13 protein-coding genes are annotated in these 20,141 nt (G+C 72.4%); 1 reads left to right on the top strand and 12 read right to left on the bottom strand.

Annotated elements, in window-relative coordinates:
• Nucleotide 1 precedes the first annotated feature (1 nt).
• The 12 genes from HHX41_RS21485 to HHX41_RS21430 form a co-directional block, all read right to left on the bottom strand.
• Complete coding sequence (locus tag HHX41_RS21485) at nucleotides 2-1,336, bottom strand: TIGR02679 family protein (protein ID WP_182907424.1); 1,335 nt, start codon at nucleotides 1,334-1,336, stop codon at nucleotides 2-4.
• Nucleotides 1,333-5,829, bottom strand: a complete 4,497-nt coding sequence (locus tag HHX41_RS21480; protein WP_182907423.1) for an SbcC/MukB-like Walker B domain-containing protein — start codon at nucleotides 5,827-5,829, stop codon at nucleotides 1,333-1,335. The genes HHX41_RS21485 and HHX41_RS21480 overlap by 4 nt, the downstream gene beginning before the upstream one ends.
• A complete protein-coding gene (locus tag HHX41_RS21475; protein ID WP_310742111.1) occupies nucleotides 5,826-7,250 on the bottom strand; it encodes a DUF2398 family protein in 1,425 nt (474 codons plus the stop codon). Before HHX41_RS21475 ends, HHX41_RS21480 begins: the two co-directional genes overlap by 4 nt.
• Nucleotides 7,247-8,791 (bottom strand): TIGR02677 family protein, encoded by a 1,545-nt coding sequence (locus tag HHX41_RS21470; protein WP_182907422.1) that lies wholly within the window; start codon nucleotides 8,789-8,791, stop codon nucleotides 7,247-7,249. The genes HHX41_RS21475 and HHX41_RS21470 overlap by 4 nt, the downstream gene beginning before the upstream one ends.
• A 177-nt stretch (nucleotides 8,792-8,968) precedes the next feature.
• A complete protein-coding gene (locus tag HHX41_RS21465; protein WP_310742119.1) occupies nucleotides 8,969-9,721 on the bottom strand; it encodes a GH12 family glycosyl hydrolase domain-containing protein in 753 nt (250 codons plus the stop codon).
• 169 nt (nucleotides 9,722-9,890) lie between these two features.
• Nucleotides 9,891-10,757, bottom strand: a complete 867-nt coding sequence (locus HHX41_RS21460) for a haloalkane dehalogenase (protein ID WP_182907420.1) — start codon at nucleotides 10,755-10,757, stop codon at nucleotides 9,891-9,893.
• Nucleotides 10,758-10,800: 43 nt separating this feature from the next.
• A complete protein-coding gene (locus tag HHX41_RS21455) occupies nucleotides 10,801-11,616 on the bottom strand; it encodes an SDR family oxidoreductase (RefSeq protein WP_182907419.1) in 816 nt (271 codons plus the stop codon).
• A 111-nt stretch (nucleotides 11,617-11,727) separates the two neighbouring features.
• The gene (locus HHX41_RS21450) at nucleotides 11,728-12,549 is read right to left on the bottom strand and encodes a carbohydrate ABC transporter permease (protein WP_182907418.1); all 822 of its coding nucleotides are present in this window, start codon (nucleotides 12,547-12,549) and stop codon (nucleotides 11,728-11,730) included.
• Nucleotides 12,546-13,535 carry a carbohydrate ABC transporter permease gene (locus tag HHX41_RS21445; RefSeq protein WP_182907417.1) on the bottom strand — a complete coding sequence of 330 codons (990 nt, stop codon included), beginning with the start codon at nucleotides 13,533-13,535 and terminating at the stop codon, nucleotides 12,546-12,548. The genes HHX41_RS21450 and HHX41_RS21445 overlap by 4 nt, the downstream gene beginning before the upstream one ends.
• 83 nt (nucleotides 13,536-13,618) lie before the next feature.
• A complete protein-coding gene (locus HHX41_RS21440) occupies nucleotides 13,619-14,896 on the bottom strand; it encodes an extracellular solute-binding protein (protein ID WP_182907416.1) in 1,278 nt (425 codons plus the stop codon).
• Between the two features lie 30 nt (nucleotides 14,897-14,926).
• Entirely contained in the window at nucleotides 14,927-16,633 is a 1,707-nt protein-coding gene (locus tag HHX41_RS21435) for a hypothetical protein (protein WP_220504292.1), read from the bottom strand.
• 136 nt (nucleotides 16,634-16,769) lie between these two features.
• A complete protein-coding gene (locus tag HHX41_RS21430) occupies nucleotides 16,770-18,728 on the bottom strand; it encodes a glycoside hydrolase family 127 protein (RefSeq protein WP_182907415.1) in 1,959 nt (652 codons plus the stop codon).
• A 221-nt stretch (nucleotides 18,729-18,949) separates the two neighbouring features.
• Here HHX41_RS21430 and HHX41_RS21425 point away from each other — a divergent pair, with 221 nt between their 5' ends.
• Nucleotides 18,950-19,987: a LacI family DNA-binding transcriptional regulator gene (locus HHX41_RS21425; protein WP_310742110.1), complete on the top strand. Its 1,038-nt coding sequence runs from the start codon at nucleotides 18,950-18,952 to the stop codon at nucleotides 19,985-19,987.
• Nucleotides 19,988-20,141 lie beyond the last annotated feature (154 nt).

Here is a 20,141-nt window from a genome sequence, read left to right as displayed (position 1 = left end):
GTCACTCCCGAAGATCCGCGAGCAGCGCATCGGCGACGGCCTCCTCGTAGACCGCGGCCCCGTGCTCACGCATCGCCTCCGCGAGGGCCGGATCCCATGGCGTGGGCACCGGTCGCCCGGTGAGCCCGACACGCCCCTCGCCGTCAGCGGCCTCCCCGTCCCCGGCCTCCCTGTCCCCGGCCGCTCCGTCCCCGGCCTCCCTGTCCCCGGCCTTCACCGCGTCGCCGAGACCGGCGAGGTAGTCGGCGGCGGTCATGCGCCAGAGCTCCGCACCGTGGCGCCGCGCGACGGCTCCGGCCATGTCCACTCCCGGCCAGTCGAAGTCGCCGTGGTAACGCAGCCGGGCCCCGCCGCGCACGGCGACCGCCGCCAGCCGGTGGAACGCCGTCGACGGGCGTCCCTCGGTGCAGACGAGTGGCGGGCATCCCGGCCCCAGCTCCGCCGCCGCGCGCCGCAGGACGGCCGGGTTCTCGCAGACATGGACGACCGGGGCCCGCAGAGTGATCGAGAAGGTGCTCAGCTGGTGGAGCGTGACCTGGAACGGCGTGCCGAACCGGGCGGCGCCGGTGAGCCACTCCCCCAGTCCCTCCCCCTCCGCCGGCAGGTTCAGGACGAGGATCCGGCTGGCGAGGTCGTCGACGACGACCTCGTAGTGGTCCCACAGTTCACGGCGCCCCTCTGCCGTCCCCGGAAGCGGAACACCCTCGCGGATCGCGAGCGCCCGCAGGACCAGGGTGGACAGGGTGGTCCGATGGTTGAGGGCCTTGGGATCGCCGGTGACCTCGGCAGCCAGCCCGGCGAGGGTGACGGGCGCGCGGCCCTCGGGACGGGCCTCCAGGAACTCCAGAACTGCGACGGCCTGTGGGAGCACGCCGACGGTCTCCGGCCGCGCGATGAGTCTGCCCACCGTGCCGTTACGACGCACCGCACCCAGCCAGGTGCGGAACCACTCGGCGCTCTCGTGCAGCGGGCTCTGCTCGGCAGGCCCCAGGGCCTCACGCCGGGCGGCGAGGGCGCGGGCGGCTTCGGCGGGGCGGTTCGCCAGCGGGCGGCCGTCGAGGGCCTCCAGCAGTCCGGCGAGGGTGAGCCCGGTGCCGGCGCGTACGACGGCGTCGAGTTCACGCAGCGTCACGGAGACGGTCCCGGCGCCGAGACCGCGATGGCGGCCGGTGATGCCGATGATCGCGTTCCGTTCCGCCTCGTCGGGACCGCCGAGCCGGACCGGCGGCCCGTCCAGGCTGCCGCCGTTGTTCTCCAGGCGCCGCCGCGCGGCGCGGAGCAGGCGCCGGTATTCCGGCGCGTGGTAGCGCTTCACCGCCTCGGGGCCGCCGCTCATACCTCTTCCTCCATCTCGTCGGCCTTATCGTGATCGGCCGCGGCGAGGAGAGTGCCCTCGGTGAGGGCGGGAGCGCGGCGGCTCGGCCGGAAACCGAGCAGCGTCTCGGCCAGTTCCTCGTTGCCGGCGAAACCGGCGTCGGCGTCGATGGTCTGGTCACCGTCCCAGAGCATCAACATCGCCGAGACCGCGTGGGCGCTCTTGTCATGGTGCATGTCGTAGTGCGCGGCCATCGGCACGGTGTCGAAGTGGATCCACAGGTCGTGGCCGGTCATGAACAGGTCGAGGCCGAACTTCACGGTCAGGCCCAGCAGCTCGGGCTTGTACCGGTCGTCGATGCCGGCGAACGCCTCGTCCAGCGCGATCATGCGCGGGCAGGTGGGCTTGGCGGAGGAATAGAGGGCGTTGGCCGCCGCGAACAGCGGAAGGTGGATGGCCGCCGACTTCTCCCCGCCGGACATCTGCTCGTGCTTGGCCCGGGTGAGCTTCGCCTCCTTCTCCCCCGGCACGGCGAGCACCAGCTCGAAGCCGTACCAGGTGCGGTAGTCGAGCACGTCGGCGAGGGCCTGCCTGTACGTGGCGCGCGGATGGGCGGCCCGGTAGCCGCGGATCATCTCCCGCAGCAGGCCGCGCAGCTCGGCCAGCCCGGCCGCGCCGAGCCCCTGCGCGTCCCGGTCGAGGAGCCGCGCGACCGCGACCTGCCGGTCGTTCAGCCTGTCGGAACGGCCCCAGCGGATGCCGATCCTGGTGCCGGACGACATGGGCCGGGACCGGGTGTCCTCGTTCATCCCGCGCACGAGGTCGCGCGCGGTGCGGACCCGGTCGTGCACCTGCTGGGCGAGCGCGGTGAGCAGCTCGTCCTCCAGCACCGTCCGCTCCCGCTCCTCGAGCAGGATGCCCTGCTCCTGGACGCGGTCGGCGACGCGCCGGGCGAACGCGGCGACGGGATTGCGGCCTCCCTCGTCGCTGACGTAGACCATCACGACGCCGGTGGGGTCGTGCTCCAGGCGGTAGTCCTCGGCGCAGCCGTCGAGCGCGTCCTGGAAGGTCCGCAGCGAGGCCGACAGCCGGCTCGCGGAGCTCTTGAGCGCGCTCTCCCCCGGCACGCGGATGTCGGCCATCTCCGCGGCGAACGCGTCCAGCAGGGCGGCGACCTCTCCCGGCAGCACTCGGCCGACGAGAGCGGCGGGGTCGGGCGGCGGCCCGCCCCCCTCTCCGGCGATGGCGTGGGCGGACAACTCCGCCGCCACCGACGCGGCCGCCTCGGCGGGCTCGGGCCAGCCGACGTGGGCGGGCCAGGGCGCGGTGGCGGCGACACCGAGCAGCGGGCGCAGCTCCAGGTGCGCGTACGGCCCGAACGACGCGGCGTGCTCGAAGAGGTGCCCGAGGGCCTGGCCGACAGACGCCTGGCCGTGTTTGAGGTCGTTCTCGGCGACGATCAGCGCCCTGTCCTCCCGCGCCGCCGCGGCGGCGTGCTCCTCGCACCGCCGGCGGACCTCGGCGAGGTGACGCTCGGCCTCGTCGACCTGGGCGAGCACCTCGCGCAGCGGCGCGTCGAGGGCCTCCTCGCCCGCCCTGAGCTCCTCGACGTCGGCCCGGTGCTCCCGCTCCTTGTCCTCCAGAGCGCGGGAGTCCGCGTCGTGCCGCTCGCGCTGCCGGGAGATCGCGGCCTGCCGGGAGGCCAGGTCCCGCTCCTCGGACGCGGCCCGCTCGCGGCCGTCGTGCAGCCGCTGCGCCGTCGCGAGGAAGTCGTCGACGGCCCGCGCGACCGCGTCGACCTCCTGCTCGGCGACGGGCATGCCGCGTTCGGCCGCGACCTGCCGGAGCCGCCGGCGCGCCGCGTCGACCTGGGCCACCGCGGCGTCCAGGTCGCGGCGGCGGCCGGCCAGTGCCGACCGTGCCTGGGCCAGCAGGGCGGACTCGCGCGACACGCGGGCGACGGCCGCGGCGACCGCCGTGGCGGGCGGAAGCTCCCGCCGTGCCCGGGCGAAGTCCTCCAGGCGCCGGTTGGCACCCGCCAGGTCCCGCTCGGCGGCCTCGTGCGCCCGGCTCGTCTCAACGATCATCTCGTCGTACTCGGCGAGCCTGGCCGCACGGCGGTTGGCCCGGTTCGTGGCGCCGATATATTCGGGCGACGGCTTGGGCCTAGCGCCGACGAGGAGACCGAGGCCGAACTGGGCCCGGCCGGTCACCACCGGCACCGGTCCACCCTCTAGATCCCGGCGGGGCGTGATCGTGTCGGAGACCGCGACCGACCGCAGCACGTCCGCGACGACCGCCGCCGGAACCAGGTCCTGCTCCTCCGGCACGAGCACGTCGGCGAGCGTACGGCCGGACGGGCGGCTCTCCTCGGGAAGCGGGAGCAGGTAACCGTCGGGCTCCGGGACCGCGACGGCGTCGAGGGTGTGCCGCGCCTGCGGGTGCACCCAGGCGGTCAGCAGTCCCGCGCCGTACAGGGCTCCTTCGAGACCGGCCGCGTCCTGCTCGCCGAGGCCGTCGGCGAACCGGACGAGCCGCCACAGGGGCGCCCCCGGGCGTCCGTCGCGGTCCGCCGTCCGGCGGTCGTCGTGCGGCGGCGCCTCGTCGCGCTCCGCCGCGATCTCCTCCCGCTCGCGGCGCAGGCGGACGAGCTCGGCGGCGAGGTCGCGGACCCGGGCGGACAGGCGTTCGGCGGACCTGGCCGCCTCCGTGCGCCGTTCCTCGGTCCGCACGCTGTAGACCTCGGCCGGGGACGGCGCTCCGGCGTCACCGGCGTGGTCGAGGGCCTCGGCCAGGGCCTCCACGTCGGCCGGCCCGGCCACGGCCCCGTCGTCCCCCGCGTGCTCGTCCCCCGCGTGCTCGTCCCCCGCGTGCTCGTCCCCCGTGTGCTCGTCCCCCGTGTGCTCGTCCTCTGGGCGCTCGTCCTCTGGGCGCGCGTCCGCGGGCCGCCCGTTCTCTGAGAGCTCCTTCTCCGAAAGCTCCCGTTCCGCGCGCTCCTTCTTTGGCGGCACCGGCGCACCGGCCCAGCGGACGGCCCAGGCACCGAGTGCCTCCCGCGCATCGCGACGCGCTGCCGCCAGCGCGGCGTCGGCGGCCTCGCACCGCCCTTCCCGTTCCCCGACGTCCTTGTCGGCCTTGTCATGGTCGGTCTCGGCCCGTAGCCGGTCCCGTTCCGCCGCGGACACTCTGGCGACCTCGTCGCGGACCTTCGCGACGTCGTCCCGGCGGGCGGTGGCCCGGGCCCTCGCCGTCGTGAGCAGGTCCTCCCCCGTGTCGGCCGGACCGTCCCCGTCTTGGGAGACTCCGGCCCGCTCCGCCGCGTCGGCGAGGTCCGTGGCGTGGCGGACGATCGCCGCCCGGGCGCCCTCCAGCCGCTCCGCGAGCTCGCCCGCCTCTCCTTCGAGGGCGGCCAGGTGATCGGCGACGTCCGTCAGCCGGGCCCGCTCCCGTTCGATCTCCTCGCCCGTCTTGGCGACCTGACGGCGGCGCAGGTCCAGCTCGCCCCGGGCGCGGTAGGCGTCGTCCGCGCGCAACACGGCGAGGCGGCGCTCCAGGCCCTCCCGCTCGGCCTCCGCCGCGGCGGCCGCCGCCGTCGCGGTCTCGCGTGCGGCCGCGGCCGTCTTCCGCGCGTCCTCGGCCCGCACCAGCGTGCGGGCGTGCTCCACCGCGCCGGCCATCTCGGTCTGGATGCGGGACAGCCGTGCCTTCGCGTGGGTGCGCAGGTAGGCGACGTAGTCGGTCAGGAACGCCCGTACGGCCTCATCCGCGGCGGCGAAGTCGTCGAACTGCTTCTGCACCGCCGCGAGGTTCTCGAAGTCGCGGGCCGCCTGGTCGACGAGCTCCTCGTCGAGAGGGCTGAGACCCGAGGTGAGCGTGGCGGACACCTTGTCGGGGTCGAGGTCCTTGGCCAGCAGCGGGCGGCGCAGCGCCAGCAGCAGGTCGAGAAGCTGGGTGTAGCGCTCCCTGCCCAGCCCGAACAGCCGGGCGTCCACCGCGTCGCGATACTGCGTGGCGGTCTCGCTGTGGGCATCCGGCCCGAGAACGGCCTTGAGCTGCCGCTCGGTGAGCGGCCGGGAGTCGGGCGCCAGCAGCCCGAAGTCGACGCCGAGGCGCTTGTCGGTGACGAAGAACGAGGTCCGCACCCCGTCGCGGTGCCGGTGCGCGCGGATGCCGATGACGAGGGTGACGGTCTCGTCGGTCTCGGCGGGCTCCGCCCCGATCTCCCGCCGGGCGAACTCCATCCACACGTAGCCGTACTCGGCCTCCTGCCCCCGATAGAGCAGGTTGGACTTCATCGTCCTGTTCTCGCCGCTGAACGGGTCGAGCCGCCGGGCGTCCGCCACACCGTCGAGGATGAACGGGAAGAGCACCTCCAGCGCCTTGGTCTTGCCCGAGCCGTTGTGCCCGCGCAGGACCAGGCGCCCGTCGGCGAAGGCGAACTCCTCGTCGACGTAGTCCCACACGTTGATCACACCGGCCCTGCTGGGCTGGAACCGGTCGCTCGGCGGCGTCATCGCTCCTCCTCCTGCGCCGGCGCGTCCTCCCGCGCCGAGGGGTCCTTCTGTGTGGCCGGCTCGGGCAGCGCCACCAGCGCCAACTGGCCGCCCGAGGTCCGGGTGGGCAGGGCGGCCCGGATGTTGCGGTACCGCAGCGCGGCGGGCAGGACGAGCACGCCGCCGGGCACCGGCCTGAGCAGCATCAGGTCCGCGAGGAAGCCGACGACCGCGTCGAGCAGCCCCCGGGGGTCCTGCTGCCAGGCGGTCGTGAACGAGGCCGCCCCGAACTCGTCGTACATCTCGGTCGTCATCGACTCGAGGCGGCCGCGCTCCACGAACGGCGCCTCGGCGGGCGCGGGCGGGTCGCCGGGGGAAAACGGCTCCGCCTCCGCCGCGGACCAGGCGAGTTCGGAGACGACGCCGTCGCGGGGCAGGCCCGCGTCCATCCGCGCGACGAGGCCGGCCTGGTCGTCGGCGAGCGCGGGGACGGGCAGCCTCTTCGGAAAGTGCTCGGGATCCTCCAGCAGGTCGGCGATCTTGGCCAGCAGGAGGCCGGCGGCCCGGCTCACCGCGTTGCCCCGGCCCGGGAACGGCCGGTCGGTGAAGACGCCGCCCGGATCGGCGAGCATGACGCCCTCCGCGCGCCGTTCCAAGGCCAGGCCGGTGAGCCGGACGAGGTCCTCGGCGAGACCCGGGGACCGCAGCGCGTCGGCCACCTCGGGGTCGACGTCCGCGTAGTACACCACGGGGAACTCGACGAGCAACCGCCTGGCCCTGCGGACGGGGTTCGCGTGCGGCGGCTCGTGCACCAGGCCGGCCGCGCTGGTGAGGTGCTGGACGGGCCGGGCCGGTTTGAACAGCACCGCGCAGATGTCATGGTCGATGTCGTACAGCGCGTCGCCGCGCTCGGTGTCGCGCGCCCACCACTCCAGGCTGCCGTCGGACAGCCGGAGCGCGCCGCGGTCCACCAGCCAGCCCAGCACGTCGACGGCGGCGGCCTTGTGCGAGCCGAGCGCGGGGTCGAAGCCGAGACCGTCGATGGAGTTGGCCAGCGGCGTGAAGATCCGCACCAGGTCCGCCAGGCTGATCTCGATGCGGGAGCGCTGGAACGACCCGAGCACCAGGCACAGGTAGGCCAGCCGGCGGCGGTCGAACGGCTTGCCCTTGCGGGAGAAGATCGACCGCTGCGTCTCGTCCAGGACGTCGAGATGGCGGACCAGCCGCACGTGGTGGGTCGTGGCGATCAGCGTGTAGCCGAGCAGTTCGCGGAAGTCGCGCGTCATCTCGTCGGCCCACCGCAGCACCTGGTCGAGCACGCCGGGGCGCGGCCGCTCCCTGGTGATCAGGTCGCAGGTCAGCACCCGGCGGACCGCCTGCTGGTAGGAGCCGAGGTCGGCGGCGGAGACGCCGATGGCGGCCCGGGCGCGAGGAGTCGTCACCGGGAACCCCCCGCCCCCGAACCCGCCGCCGGCGTCCGCCCGGCGATCTCGACCCGGAACCCGGGCAGGTGCAACAGTCCCCGCGCGGTGCGCACCGCGCTCCCGCTGCCGGACGGCACGAGCCGGATCATCACGGCGTCGTCGGCGCCGGAGCCCCTCTTCAGGCGGCCGGCGACGACCGTGCGTCCCTCCAGCGCCCGCGTCATCAGCTTCAGCAGGACCCTGGTCTCCGCGTCGTCGAGCTCCCGGCCGTGCGCGCCCAGCCCCACCAGGTGTCCCGCGGCCTCGCGCTCGGCCGCGCGCTCCGCGGCCTGCTCGCGGCGCAGCGCGGCCCGCGCGCCGGGGTTGCCGCGCACCGGAGTAGGCACGCCCGTCGTGGGCGCCTTCCCACTGCGGAAGAGCGTGACCGACACCTCCACCCCCGGCGCGTCCCACCACGTGTTCCTGGGCGAGATCTGTTCGGTGTCCTCGTGGGCCGCGCCCAGGTGCCGCGCGCTGCGCAGGTTGAACGCCGCCCCCATCAGCGCGTGGGCGGCCCCCTCGTCCGGTGCGTTCCAGACCCACTCGGCCAGGTGCCGCAGCTGGGTGGCCCGGTTGACGCCGCCGCGCTGCGCCTCCGAGATCTGCCGCAGCAGCGCGATCACCCCCGACACCGCGACGCGCGTCGCGTTGCGCAGCTCCCCCGCGCGGGACTCCTCCGGCCCCTCGGGCGCGAACCACGCCCGCAGGACGGACCAGCGGCGGCGCCAGTCCTCCAGCCGCTCGTCGCGGTCCATGAAGGGCCGTTCGTCCACCGCCGCCGCGCGGTCGAGCAGGGAGACCAGGCCACTCGTCTCGACGTCCCGTACGGCCGCGGCCAGGCGGGGCAGATATCGGTCGAGCTCCGCCATGAACTCGGACATGTGCGTCAGCAGGGCGTTCTTGTAGCGCAGGAACGTCTCCGGAGAGGCGTCGGTGGAGCGGATGATCTCGCCGAGTGTCACGTGGAAGTGCGCGGAGCGGCGTCCCATGTCCTCCATGACCGAGTCCAGCCGGGACAGCCGGCGGTAGACCTGCTCGCCCTCCCCCGCGCGGTTGGCCGCCGCCAGTGCCTTGAGGTCCTCCAGGATGTCGGAGAAGACCAGCCGCGACAGGTTCGCGTCCTGGATGCGGGCCGCGAGCAGGCCCTCCACCGAGGTGTACGCCCAGTAGCCGAGCTCGCTGAACTGGTAGACCGACTGCCTGTTGCGGTAGCGGACGAGGTCGCCGGCCCGCGAGGCGTCGTCGAACCGGTGCACCACCCCGTCCTCGTACAGGGCGTCCAGCCGGTCGCGCAGGTTGCCGTCGAAGGTGGGCACCTCGTCGTGGAGCCGGGCGAGCTCGGTGAGGGCCGCCTGCACCTCACCCGCGTCCACCTGGACCTGGTGCACCTCCCGCAGCCGGTCCATGGCCCGCAGCACCCACAGATAGGCCACATGGTCGTCACGCCTGGTGAAGTTGAACAGCCTGAACCGATCGCTGATCGCCAGCGAGTCGAGGTCAAGCGCCCTGCGTTCCGCCATCCGGCCCCCCAATCCGTGTCACGGATCCATGCCGGAAATCCGTGACGCACCCGCCCGATCGCGGAGTCCCGCCCGCCAGATCGCGGGCGGGGCTCCGCGTGCCGAGACGACCGTATTGGAGGGCACCGACAGTTCCGACCGGCACCCGTGGCCCGCCGCGGTTCCTGCCGAGATTCGTCAGCTCACCGTCAGGGAGTAGCTGTTGGTGCGGAAGTCCATCCCGCCGCTCGACGAAGTGATCTCGTAGCCGAACTGGACGTCGCCCAGAGTCACGTCGCCGAACCAGTTGTTCGTCCTGAGCCAGGTCAGCACCGCCTTGATGTCCACGGTGCCGGAGGTGGCGTTGCCCCGCCGGACGAACGAGAACACCTGGTTGGAGCCGTTGGAGCCGCGGTACACGTCCCAGCTGTGGCCGCCGACCGTCACGCTCGTCTGCCGGGAGCCGAGCGGCCCGACCGGGCCGTACTTGTTCATCCAGAGCATGATTTCGTAGGTGTGGCCGTCGCACCAGATGTCATACGCCGCCGTGTACGCGCCGCCGTTCGGCACGGTGACGTTGAAGCCGCTGGTCGCCGAGCGCAGCGCGCTGATGCGCCGGTTCACGTTCCGGCTGACGTTGGGGTAGGACTTGACGCCGCCGGTGTTGGGGTGGTTCGCCCACACGCCCCAGTTGCTGTACGAGTTCGCCCAGATCGTCTGGGGACCGGCGCCGCCGCCCCAGATGTTGTTGTAGAGCGTGTAGCCGCCGTTGGTCCAGGTGCCCCACTGGTCCGACGAGGACCACACGGCCGCCTGGGCCGGGCTGGCGAGCAGCCCGACGACCGCCATGAGCGTCGATGCCGAGACGAGCAGACGCAGCGTTCTGAGCATGGTCTTCCTCTCCGCCGTAGTCCCTTCCGGCGCCGCCCGCGGCGGGCGGCGCCGTCGAATCCGCGACGTCGAAGCGCTTCGACGGCATTTCGACGGTCCGAAACCTTCGACGCCGGGAGTGGGGTCACCGTAGGACCGCGAGCCCGTCGAGGAAACCCCGGCGTGACAACATCTCCGACTCCCCTGGTCAAGCCCGGCCGCGCGCGGGGCGCCGGTGAAACTTCCAGGCTCAGAGCTCTCGCGGCCCGTGCGTCCTCACCCAATCCGCGACGGCCCTGCCGATCAGCTCCGGATGATCCTCGGGGGTGTGGTGCCCCGCGACCACGTCGTACCGGCGAATCTCGAGGCCGGTCATGGTGGCCGCGCACCAGTCGATCATGTCCCGGTGCATCATCGTGCCGGGTCCGGGCGCGAAGGCGAGCAGCAGCTTCGGCACCTGCGGGCTGGCGGCCAGCCACGCGCCGTACGCCTCCACGCGTGCCACCACGTCGGCCGGCTCGCCGCCCAGCGGCATCGAGCGCGCCCACCGCAGCAGCGGGAGGCGGCTCTCCCGCGTCGGGTACGGCTCGCGATAGACGGCCAGGTCGCTCCGGTCGATCGGGGTGGCGACGGTCCCCGGCAGCCCCTGTTCGATGAACGCGTCGTCGTCGAGGATCATCTTCTCGCCGACACCCTCGGTCTTGATGGCCGCGAACAGCTCCCGGCCCCCTTCGGGGAACTCCTCCCAGGTCATCGGCTTGACGATGGTTTCGGTGAAGGCGATGCCCCGCACGCGATCCGGATGACGGGAGGCCCAGTCGAAGGCCAGGGCGCCGCCCCAGTCGTGGCCGACGAGGACCACGTCGCGAAGATCGAGGGCGTCGAACCAGGCATCCAGATAGCGCGCGTGATCCGCGAAGGTGTAGGCGATGCCGGGCTTGCCGGAACCACCCATGCCGATCAGGTCGGGCGCCAGTAGCCGGCCCTCGCCGACAGCGGGCATGACGTGCCGCCACAGGTAGGAGGACGTGGGGTTGCCGTGCAGGAAGACCATCGGCGCCCCGGAACCGGCTTCCCGATAGTGGATGGTTGCGCCGAGCACACTCTGAACGGGCACGACGGATTCCTCTCAGATGTCGAAGTGCGTGATCCGGCCGGTCTCACCGGAAGGCGGCCACGTTGCGTACGGCCCAGTCGGCGAAGGACCGGGGAGCGCGGCCGAGGACGCGTTCGACGTCCGGACCGGCCCTCCGCTCGGCCTCCAGCGGCTCCCCCAGGATGGCGAGCGTCCCCTCCACCACCTGCTCGGGCATGACGTGCAGCATCTGCGCCCGCGCCTCCTCCCGGGTCTGCTCGGCGAACCGCACCGGCGTGCCCAGCGCGGCCCCGATCGCCGCCGCGCGTTCCCGCGGCGTGGTCGGCGCGGGCCCGGTCAGTTCGTAGACGCGGCCCGCGTGCCCGTCCTCACGCAGGACGGCCGCGGCGACCTCGGCGATGTCGCCCGGGTCGACGGTCGGCAGGCCGACGTCGCCGAACGGAGCGGCGACGGTACGGCCGCCGCGGACGGACTCGGCCCAGGCGTAGGCGTTGGAGTGGAAGCCGCCGGGACGCAGGATCGTCCACTCCAGCCCGGACCGGCGCACCGCGTCCTCGAAGGCGGCGGAGTGGCGGTAGAACTCCGGCCTGGTCCCCGCCCCCTGGGAGGACAGCAGGACGACCCGGCCTACCCCGCCGGCCCGGGCGGCGTCGAGGACGGCCCGCGGGTCCTGACCGGCCACCAGCAGGAACAGTGCGTCCGCTCCGTCGAAGGCGTCCTTCAGCCCGGCGGGGTCCTCCAGGTCGCCCCGCACATGGCGTACCCCCTCGGGGAGTTCGGCGGCCCGCCGCGAGACGGCGGTCACCCGCTCGCCCGCGGCGGCGAGCAGCGCGACCAACCGGCCCCCGACGTTCCCGGTGGCGCCCGTCACGACAATCATCGTCGCTCCAATAAGTTAGTTCACTGACTTACTTGGAGCAACCGTAGCGGTCGCGGATCCGCTTGTCGACTCTCAGTCAGTTGCCCAACTAACTCATGTTCCCGGACGCGCTCAGTCCTTGACCGCGCCGGCGGTGACGCCCGCGGCGACGTAGCGCTGCGCGATGACGAGCAGCACGGCGGCGGGGATGGAGGCGATCACGGCGGTGGCCATGATGGCGTTCCACTGCTGGTTGTTGTTGCCGATGTAGTGGTAGATGCCGAGCGTGATCGGCTGGTGGGCGCCGCCCTGGTCGAGGGTGGAGGCGAAGACGAAGTCCGACCACGCCCACAGGAACGCGAACAGCGACACCGTGATGACCGAGTTGCGGCTGACCGGCAGGACCACCGACCAGAAGGTGCGCAGGGCACCGGCTCCGTCGACCCGGGCCGCCTGCAGCAACTCCTCGGGGATGCCGGACATGAACGCCGTGAAGATCAGCACCGCGAACGGCACCGCCAGTGTCGAGTCCGCCACGATCAGCCCCGGCACGGTGTTGAGCACACCGGTGGCGAGGAAGATGGCGTAGAACCCCATCGCCATGATCACACCGGGGATCATCTGCGCGATCAGCAGCACGAAGCCCAGCACGCCACGGCCGCGCGGCCGCAGCTTGGCCAGCGAGTACGCCGCGGGCACCGCGATCGCCAGCGTCAGGGCCACGGTGCCCAGCCCGACGACCAGACTCACCCCGAGGTACGGCAACTGCTGCTCCAGCACCGCGCGGTACCCCTCGAGCGTCCCGTGCACGGGGAACCAGTACGGCGGCGACTTGCGCATGTCCTGGTCCCGGGTGAACGACACGTTGACCATCCAGTAGACGGGGAACAGCATGAGCGCGGTGAACACCACTCCCAGGCCGGTCCGCCACCAGCCACGCCCGGCCGCCCTCATGCCGCTCCCTGCCTTCGCTGCGCGCGGATGTAGACGAGGCCGAAGACCAGCGCGATCACGATCAGCAGATTGCCGACCGCCGCGCCCGGCCCGAAGGAGGGCAGCAGGTTGCCGAAGCCCAGCCGGTAGGACCAGGTGGCAAGCGTCGTGGACGCGTCGCTGGGCCCGCCCTTCGTCATGATCCAGATGATGTCGAACACCTTCAGCGTGTAGACCAGCCCGAGCAGCAGCGTGATCGCCGAGACCGGCCGCAGCAGCGGGAACGTCACCTTCCAGAACCGCTGCCAGCCGGTCGCACCGTCCAGCTCGGCCGCCTCGTGGATGTGGGACGGGATCGCCTGCAGGCCGCTGTACAGCACGACGAGGTTGAACGGGATCCCGATCCAGATGTTGGCGATGGTCACCGACCACAGCGACCAGTCCGGCGACGTCAGCCAGTTGACCGGGTCGATGCCCACCGCCGCGAGCACCGCGTTGACCACGCCCGACTCGCTGTTGAGCATCCACGACCACGTCGAGGACGACACGATCAGCGGCAGCAGCCACGGCACCAGGAACAGCGCGCGCAACGTCGCCGACAGCCGGAAGCTCCGGGTGAAGAACATGGCCAGGGCGAGCCCGATGGTGAACTGGAAGGCCAGCGACACCACGGTGAACACCACCGTGTGCCACAGCGCCGGCCCGAACGTGGCGTCGCGGACGACCTTCGCGTAGTTGGCGAGCCCGGTGAACGGCGCGTCCCCCCGGACGAACGACCGCACCGTGTAGTCGCGCAGGCTCAGGTCGACGTTGCGGTACAGCGGGTAGACGTAGAACGCGAGCAGATAGACCACCATCGGCGCGAGGAACGCCCATGCCGCCCACTGGCCCGATCGCCGTGCGGGCGCGCGGTGAGCGCTGCCGGCGCCCTGGGAACGCGGCGCCGGAACCCGCTCCCGCCGGTTCTCCCCCGCGCGCGGAGCCGGCGTCTGTGTTGCGTGTTTCATGCTTTCCTTCGTCTGACGAGAGGGCGGGCCCGGATGCTCCGGGCCCGCGCGCCGCGCCTACCGAGCCGCCTAATGAGCCGCGCCTATTGAACGGCGCTCGCCGCCGTGGCCTGGGCGGCCGTCAGCGCCTCCTGCGGCGGCTGCGACCCGCTCAGCGCGGCCTGCATCGCCTTCCACATGGGCTCGGAGATCTTCGGGTACTTGGTGCCGAGATCGTCGCTGGTGCGGCCCTTGGCCGCCTTGACCGCCTCCACCCACACCTTCAGCTCGGCGTTCTGCTCGACCTGCGTGGCCTGCACCTCCTCGGTCGGCGCGATGTACGACAGCGTCGTCGTGGTGGTCAGCGAGTTGCCGGTGCTGGCCACGCACGTCACCAGCTTCTGCGAGGCGACGTAACGTGCGATGTCCTTCTGCACGGGCACGCTGACGAACTCGCCTCCGGTCGGCGCCGGGGCGGTGCCGCCGCCCTTGGCGGGGATCGGGATGATCCCGTACTCGAAACCGGTCTTCTTGGCGTTGGCCAGCTGCCAGGTGCCGTTCTCGCCGAACGCGAAATCGCCGGTCGCGAACTCCTGCCAGCTCGTGGTCTGAGTGTTGTTGATCACCGAGGTGGGGGCGTACCCCTTCTTCACCCAGTCGGTCCACAGCGACAGCGCCGCCACGCCCTCCGCCGAGTCCAGCTTGGTGAGGTTCGCGCCCGCGCCCCAGAACCACGGCAGGAACTGGAAGCTGCCCTCCTCGGTACCGATGGCGGAGAACGTGATGCCCTTCTTGCCCGCCGCCTTCACCTTCTCCAGCGCCGCCGTCATCGACGCCCAGTCCTTCACCGCGGCCGCGTCCACCCCGGCCTTCTTCAGCACCTGCTTGTTGTAGTAGAGGGCAAGGGTGTTCGCCCCGATGGGGATGCCGTACGTCTTGCCGCCGATCTGGCCCGCGGCCAGCAGGTTCGGCGAGACGGCCGAGGTGTCGATCTTCGTCTCGTCGGTCGAGGTCAGCACGCCCGCCTCGACCAGCGTCGAGACGACCGGGTTGTCCACGATCAGCACGTCCGGCGAGTTGCCCTGCTGGGCCGCGAGCAGCGCCTTGTTGGTCAGGTCGGTGGTGTCGTAGGCGGTCCGCTTGACGGTCACCCCGGCCTGCGTGCCGCACTGGGTGAGCAGCTTCACCCAGTCGGAGGAGTCGTCGAACTGCGGGTACGGGTCCCAGATCGTGTAGGTCCCTCCGCCTGCGGCCTGGCCCGCGCCCGCCGGGGCGCCGCCGTCACCGCCGGGCGACCCGGAGCACGCGGTGAGCCCGCCGGTGACGGCGAGGACCACCAGGCCCAGGCCGGCGGCGCGCCGGCCCCTGTCGAGGCTTTCCATATCGCTCTTCCTTTCGATGTCCGGCGCGGCTCAGGTCAGCTGGATGTAGTCCAGCTCGGCGTAGCCGGTGCCGCCGGCGAAGTTGGGGGACCCCTTGGCCAGGCGGATCACGTTGTAGCCCGCCCGCAGGTTGACCGTGGTGCTGATGGTGGCGCCGAACTGGCCCCACGCCGCGGTGGGCGGGTAGCTGACCGTCGTCCAGGCGCCGCCGTTGTAGGCCAGGCCCTGTGTCGCGGTCGCCCCGGTGGCGTTGGCGTAGCCGATGGTCATGGTGTACGCGCGTGCCGTGGGCACGTTCACCACGAAGTCGACGTAGCTGTCGGTGCTGTGCGTGCTCGTGTTGTTGTCGATGCGGCCGACGTAGCCGCCCTCGGACGCGCTGGAGCTCGTCAGCCGCTGGGCGCGGAAGACGGCGGCGTTCTCCGCCTCGTACCGCTGCTGGTAGGACGGCACCCCGCTCACCGGCTCGATCACCAGGTTGTAGGCGCTTGTCGCCGACATGTTCGGCACCGAGACGCTGATCTGCCCGTTGCTCACGGTGTACGTGCTCGTCGAGACGGTCGTGGGCGCGGTCACGGCGGTGAAGCGGCCACTCGCGGGGGTCGACTGCAGCGTGACCCGGACCGAGGAGCCCAGCGCGCCGATGCCGGTGACGCGGACCGTGTTGGTGCCGGACTCGTTGCCGAAGACCACGTTGACGATCTTCCGGGTGGAGTCGTAGGAGGCGAAGCCGTCCAGCCCGGTCTGGGTGGCGGGGGTGGTGGTCACCATGCGGCCGGCCATGTCGCCGTACCACTTGTACAGCCACCAGGTGCCGGTGGGCTGGCTGTTGTTGACGACCAGCCCGTTCATCGTGCCGTACTCGTACCAGAACGCCCGGTGCGCGGACTCGACGCCGCCGCGCTCCAGCTTGGCCACGTAGCTGGCGATCCGGCCGGGGACGTCCACCTCGCTCGTCGCGGCGTACTCGTTGATCGAGATGCGCCGAGGGCTGATGCCGAGCGAGCTTTCCAGCGCGCGGTAGTCGGCGATGTGCGCGGCGATGGCGGTGGGATCGCCCAGCTCGTGCCAGCAGATGACGTCGGGCAGCGTGCCCGCGGCCTTGGCGCTGCTCAGGAAGGACGACAACCAGGAGCGGTTGTAGTAGGAGGTGCTCGGGCCGACGATCGGCGTCGTGGTGTCCAGTGCCCGCACGGCCCGGTAGGTGCGCGTCCAGCCGTCGTTGAAGGACCCGGCGGCGGAGGTGTTCCACGTCCAGTCGGGCTCGTTCCACAGCTCCCAGCCGATGACGTTGGTCACCGAGGTCGCGTTGAGACGGGCGCGGACCATCGTGTCGATCTTGGCCAGCCAGTCGTTCCAGCTCACCCACCGGTACGGGAAGTCCGGGTAGATGTCCGGCATCCGGATGAACTCCCCGGCGCCGACGCGGGTGGCCTGCGGGGCCACGAGCAGGGAGTCGCCTCCGGGCGGCTGGCCGTTGGGTCGCTGCCCCACGCCGGGGGCGGGCTGCGTCAGCGAGTTGAGTTTCAGCGGCAGCAGTGTGGAGTCGGCCGGGCGGCTGTTCTCCGCCAGGCCGTACAGGCCGCCGGCGGCGACATGGGTGACGGGCCGGAAGGGCTGGGCGACGTTCACCGTGAGGGTGGCGCCCGCCGCTTCGGCGGGCGCCAGTGGGACGAGCGCCGTGGTCAGTGACACGGCCAGCGCGGACAGCAGGACCGTGCTTCGGGGTCTGCGCATGAACGACCTCGCTCTTTCTGTGCTTAGGTGGGGGGTAGAGCAGGAGGTGAAGCGGGACCGTCCTCCCCGGACCGGCGGACGCCGTGGACGGTCCCCATGCGGGCGGTCCGGCCCGGTGGGGGCCGGCCCGCCGCGGTCATCCGGCGGCGGCGACCGGGATCCAGACCCGCATCGGGCCCTCGCTCCGGTTGCCCCACAGGAAGTACGGCACCGCCGTGAGCGTGAGCGGCGCGCCCGTCCGCTCCCGCCTGGGTCCGGCGGTGTACAGCGAATCGCCGGCGTCGGCGACCAGCCCGCGGGCGGTGAGGACGACCGGGACGTCCGGCAGGTCCTCCCGGTCACCCGGTGTGATCGGAACGGCAGGGGCGGCAGGGTCGAGCCGCACGTCCTCCAGGACCGTGCCGGGCGGCAGGTCGGCCTGTTCCAGGCAGTACACGAGCGGGCCGCGCGCCAGGGCGACGCACCCGCGCACCGCGTCGACCCGTGGGTGGGCGGCTACCTGCCGGACGGGCATGTCGAGGTCGAGGACGACGGTCGCGCCCGGCCTCCAGGCGCGGGTGAGCCGGACGTAACCGTCCCGTACGGGCGCCCGAACCGGTTCCCCGTCGACGCTCACCGTGTACGCGGCGCACCAGGCGGGCACCCGCAGCGCGAGTGTCCAGGGCGCGTCGGCCTCGGAGGTCACGGCCAGCTCGACGCGTCCCTGCCAGGGGTAGTCCGTGCGCATCTCCACTCGGCGCCCGTCGGGGGTGGTCAGGGAGGCGTCGCCGTACAGGTGGATCTGCAGGCCGCCGTCGTCGGCGGTCGACAGGTAGCCGGGCAGCGAGGCCATGAGGCGGGCGATGTTCGGCGGGCAGCAGGCGCACGAGTACCAGGGCAGGCGGCGCGCCGCCGCCTCCTCGCCCGTGCTGGCGTGCCCGGTGCGCAGGTGCAGGGGGTTGGAGTAGAAGAAGTGCCTGCCGTCGGACGAGACGGCGGCGGCGACCGCGTTGTACAGCACCCGTTCCATCTCGTCGGCGTAGCGGGCCCGTCCGGTCGCGAGCAGCAACCGCCAGTTCCACTGGAAGCTCGCGATCGCCGCGCAGGTCTCGCCGTAGGCCCGGTCCGGCGGCAGCTCGTACGGGTCGCCGTACGCCTCCTCACGGTGGCGCGAGCCGTGTGCGCCGGTGACGTAGGTCCGCGAGCGGAAGGCGTCGGCCCACAGCCGCTCCGCCGCGTCCAGCAGCGCCAGGTCGCCGGTCTCCACGGCCACGTCGACCATCCCGGCCAGCAGGTACAACTGCCGTACGGCGTGCCCGGTTACCTCCCGCACCTCGCGTACCGGCTGGTGGTCCTGGTAGTAGCGGGGGCCGAACCGGCCGTGGCCGAGCAGGCCGCGCCCGCGCAGGTCGAGGAAGCGCCGCGCCAGATCCAGGTACGGCCGGTGGCCGGTCACCCGGTACAGCTCGGCGAGGGCCGTCTCGACCTCGGGATGCCCGCAGACCTCCTCCACTCCCTCCGGGCCGAACCGCTCGACCAGCAGGTCGGCGAACCGCCGGGCGACGGTCAGCAGATCGGGGCTCACCCCGGTGCGGGCCGCGGCCACCGCCGCCTGGAAGAGGTGGCCCGCGCAGTACAGCTCGTGGCTCCAGTCGGGCCTGGCCCACCGCTCCTGCGGAGCGACGACGGTGAAGTAGGAGTTGAGGTAGCCGTCCGCCCGCTGGGCGCGGGCGAGCAGCGCGGTCGTGCCGTCGACGAACGACCGCAGGCCGACGTCTTCGGGCGAGGTCGCGAGCTGCCAGGCCGCCGCCTCCAGCGTCTTGTGTACGTCGGAGTCGGCGAACCACATGCCGGCGAACTCGTCCCCGGACTCCCCCGCGGCGGCGCGGAGGTTGCCGATGTTGCCGCTGCCGTGGAGGTTGTCCACGCAGTGCGGCAGCGTGGCCTCGGCGTTGCGCCGCCGCCATCGCCCGAGCAGGCCGCCTGCCCCCAACCGGGCCTGGCCGAGGCCGAGCGGCCGCAACGCGGACAGGGCGCCCGGAGTCGGGGTCACGGGCCCGGCGGCCTCGAGGCCGGGCGCGGCCGGGACGGTGTCTGACAGCTTCTGCTGGGTCATCCCTGATCTCTCGTGTCGTGACGCGGGACGTGCGAGACTCCGCCGGGGACGGCCCCGCGGAAGGAAACCTAGGAAAATAAGGAAAACGGTTGCCGGAAAGCTACCAACGCCCTCCCGGGTCGTCAATAGCGGGTTTCCCCCGTGTTAAACGGGCCCACCGACATCGGAACGGTCCGGCGATACAGTGGTCTGAGGCAACGCCATCGGAAAGTGGAGGAAACGTGGGAAAACTGGAGCGTCACGCCACGATCGCCGACGTCGCGGCACTGGCCGGGGTGTCGGTGGGCACGGCCTCCAAAGCGCTCAACGGACGCGGATCACTGCGGGAGGAGACCCGCATGCGCGTCCGGGAGGCCGCACGGCAGCTCAGTTTCGAGGCGAACGCCGGCGCCCGCAGCCTGCACTCGGGGCGCACCTACACCGTCGGCATGATCACGACGGACACGATCGGCCGGTTCAGCATCCCCGTCCTGATCGGCGCGGAGGACGCGCTGGGCGCCGGGGAGATGTCGGTCTTCCTCTGCGACGGGCGGGACGACCCGATCCGCGAGCAGTACTACGTCAGGACGCTCCTCAGCCGCCGGGTCGACGGGATCATCGTGACCGGCCGGCGGACCGAGGCACGCGCGCCGATCGCCGCGGACCTGCCCGTGCCCGTGGTGTACGCGTTCATCAGTTCGGCCGACCCCGGCGACTGCTCGGTCGTCCCGGACGAGGCGGGCGGCGCCCGCAAGGCGGTCGAGCACCTGCTGGCCGTCGGCCGCACCCGGATCGCGCACGTCACCGGGCCGGAGCATCACAACTCCGCCCGGGTCCGCGCCGCGGCGGCGCGGGAGCGGCTGGCGGAGGACGGGCTCGAACCGGCCGCGCCGCCACTGTTCGGCGGCTGGAGCGAGGCGTGGGGTCGCCAGGCCGTCGGCATCCTGCTGGCGGGGCGGGCGGAGTTCGACGCGGTCTTCTGCGGCAGCGACCAGATCGCCCGAGGCGTGTGCGACGCGCTGCGCGCCGCGGGCCGCCGGGTGCCGCAGGACGTCGCCCTCGTCGGCTTCGACAACTGGGACGTCATGACCGAGGGCTGCCAGCCGCCGCTGACGAGCGTGGACATGAACCTCGAGGGGCTGGGCCGAGCGGCGGCCGAGATGCTCCTGGCCGCCATCAACGGCACCCCCTCCCCCGGCTGGCACGCCCTGCCCTGCCACCTCGTCGTCCGCGAGTCGAGCGCCGTCCCGCCAACCATCAAGACATCGAATGAACTGTGACAGCTCACCCTCGCCCGACATCCGATGTGCGTCATGACTGGGAATCGTGCTGCCAGGGGAGGGCCCTCGGCGCTCGCTATTTCCCTATCAGCCAGGAGGTCCCCTTGCACATTCGCGGGCCATAGGTATAAGTCTTCCCGGTCTCGCTCGTCGC

The organism is Microbispora sp. H13382 (assembly GCF_014161445.1).
GTDB lineage: Bacteria > Actinomycetota > Actinomycetes > Streptosporangiales > Streptosporangiaceae > Microbispora.
The sequence above is the reverse complement of the archived record's forward strand: the minus strand, read 5'-3'. Positions and strand labels throughout refer to the sequence as shown.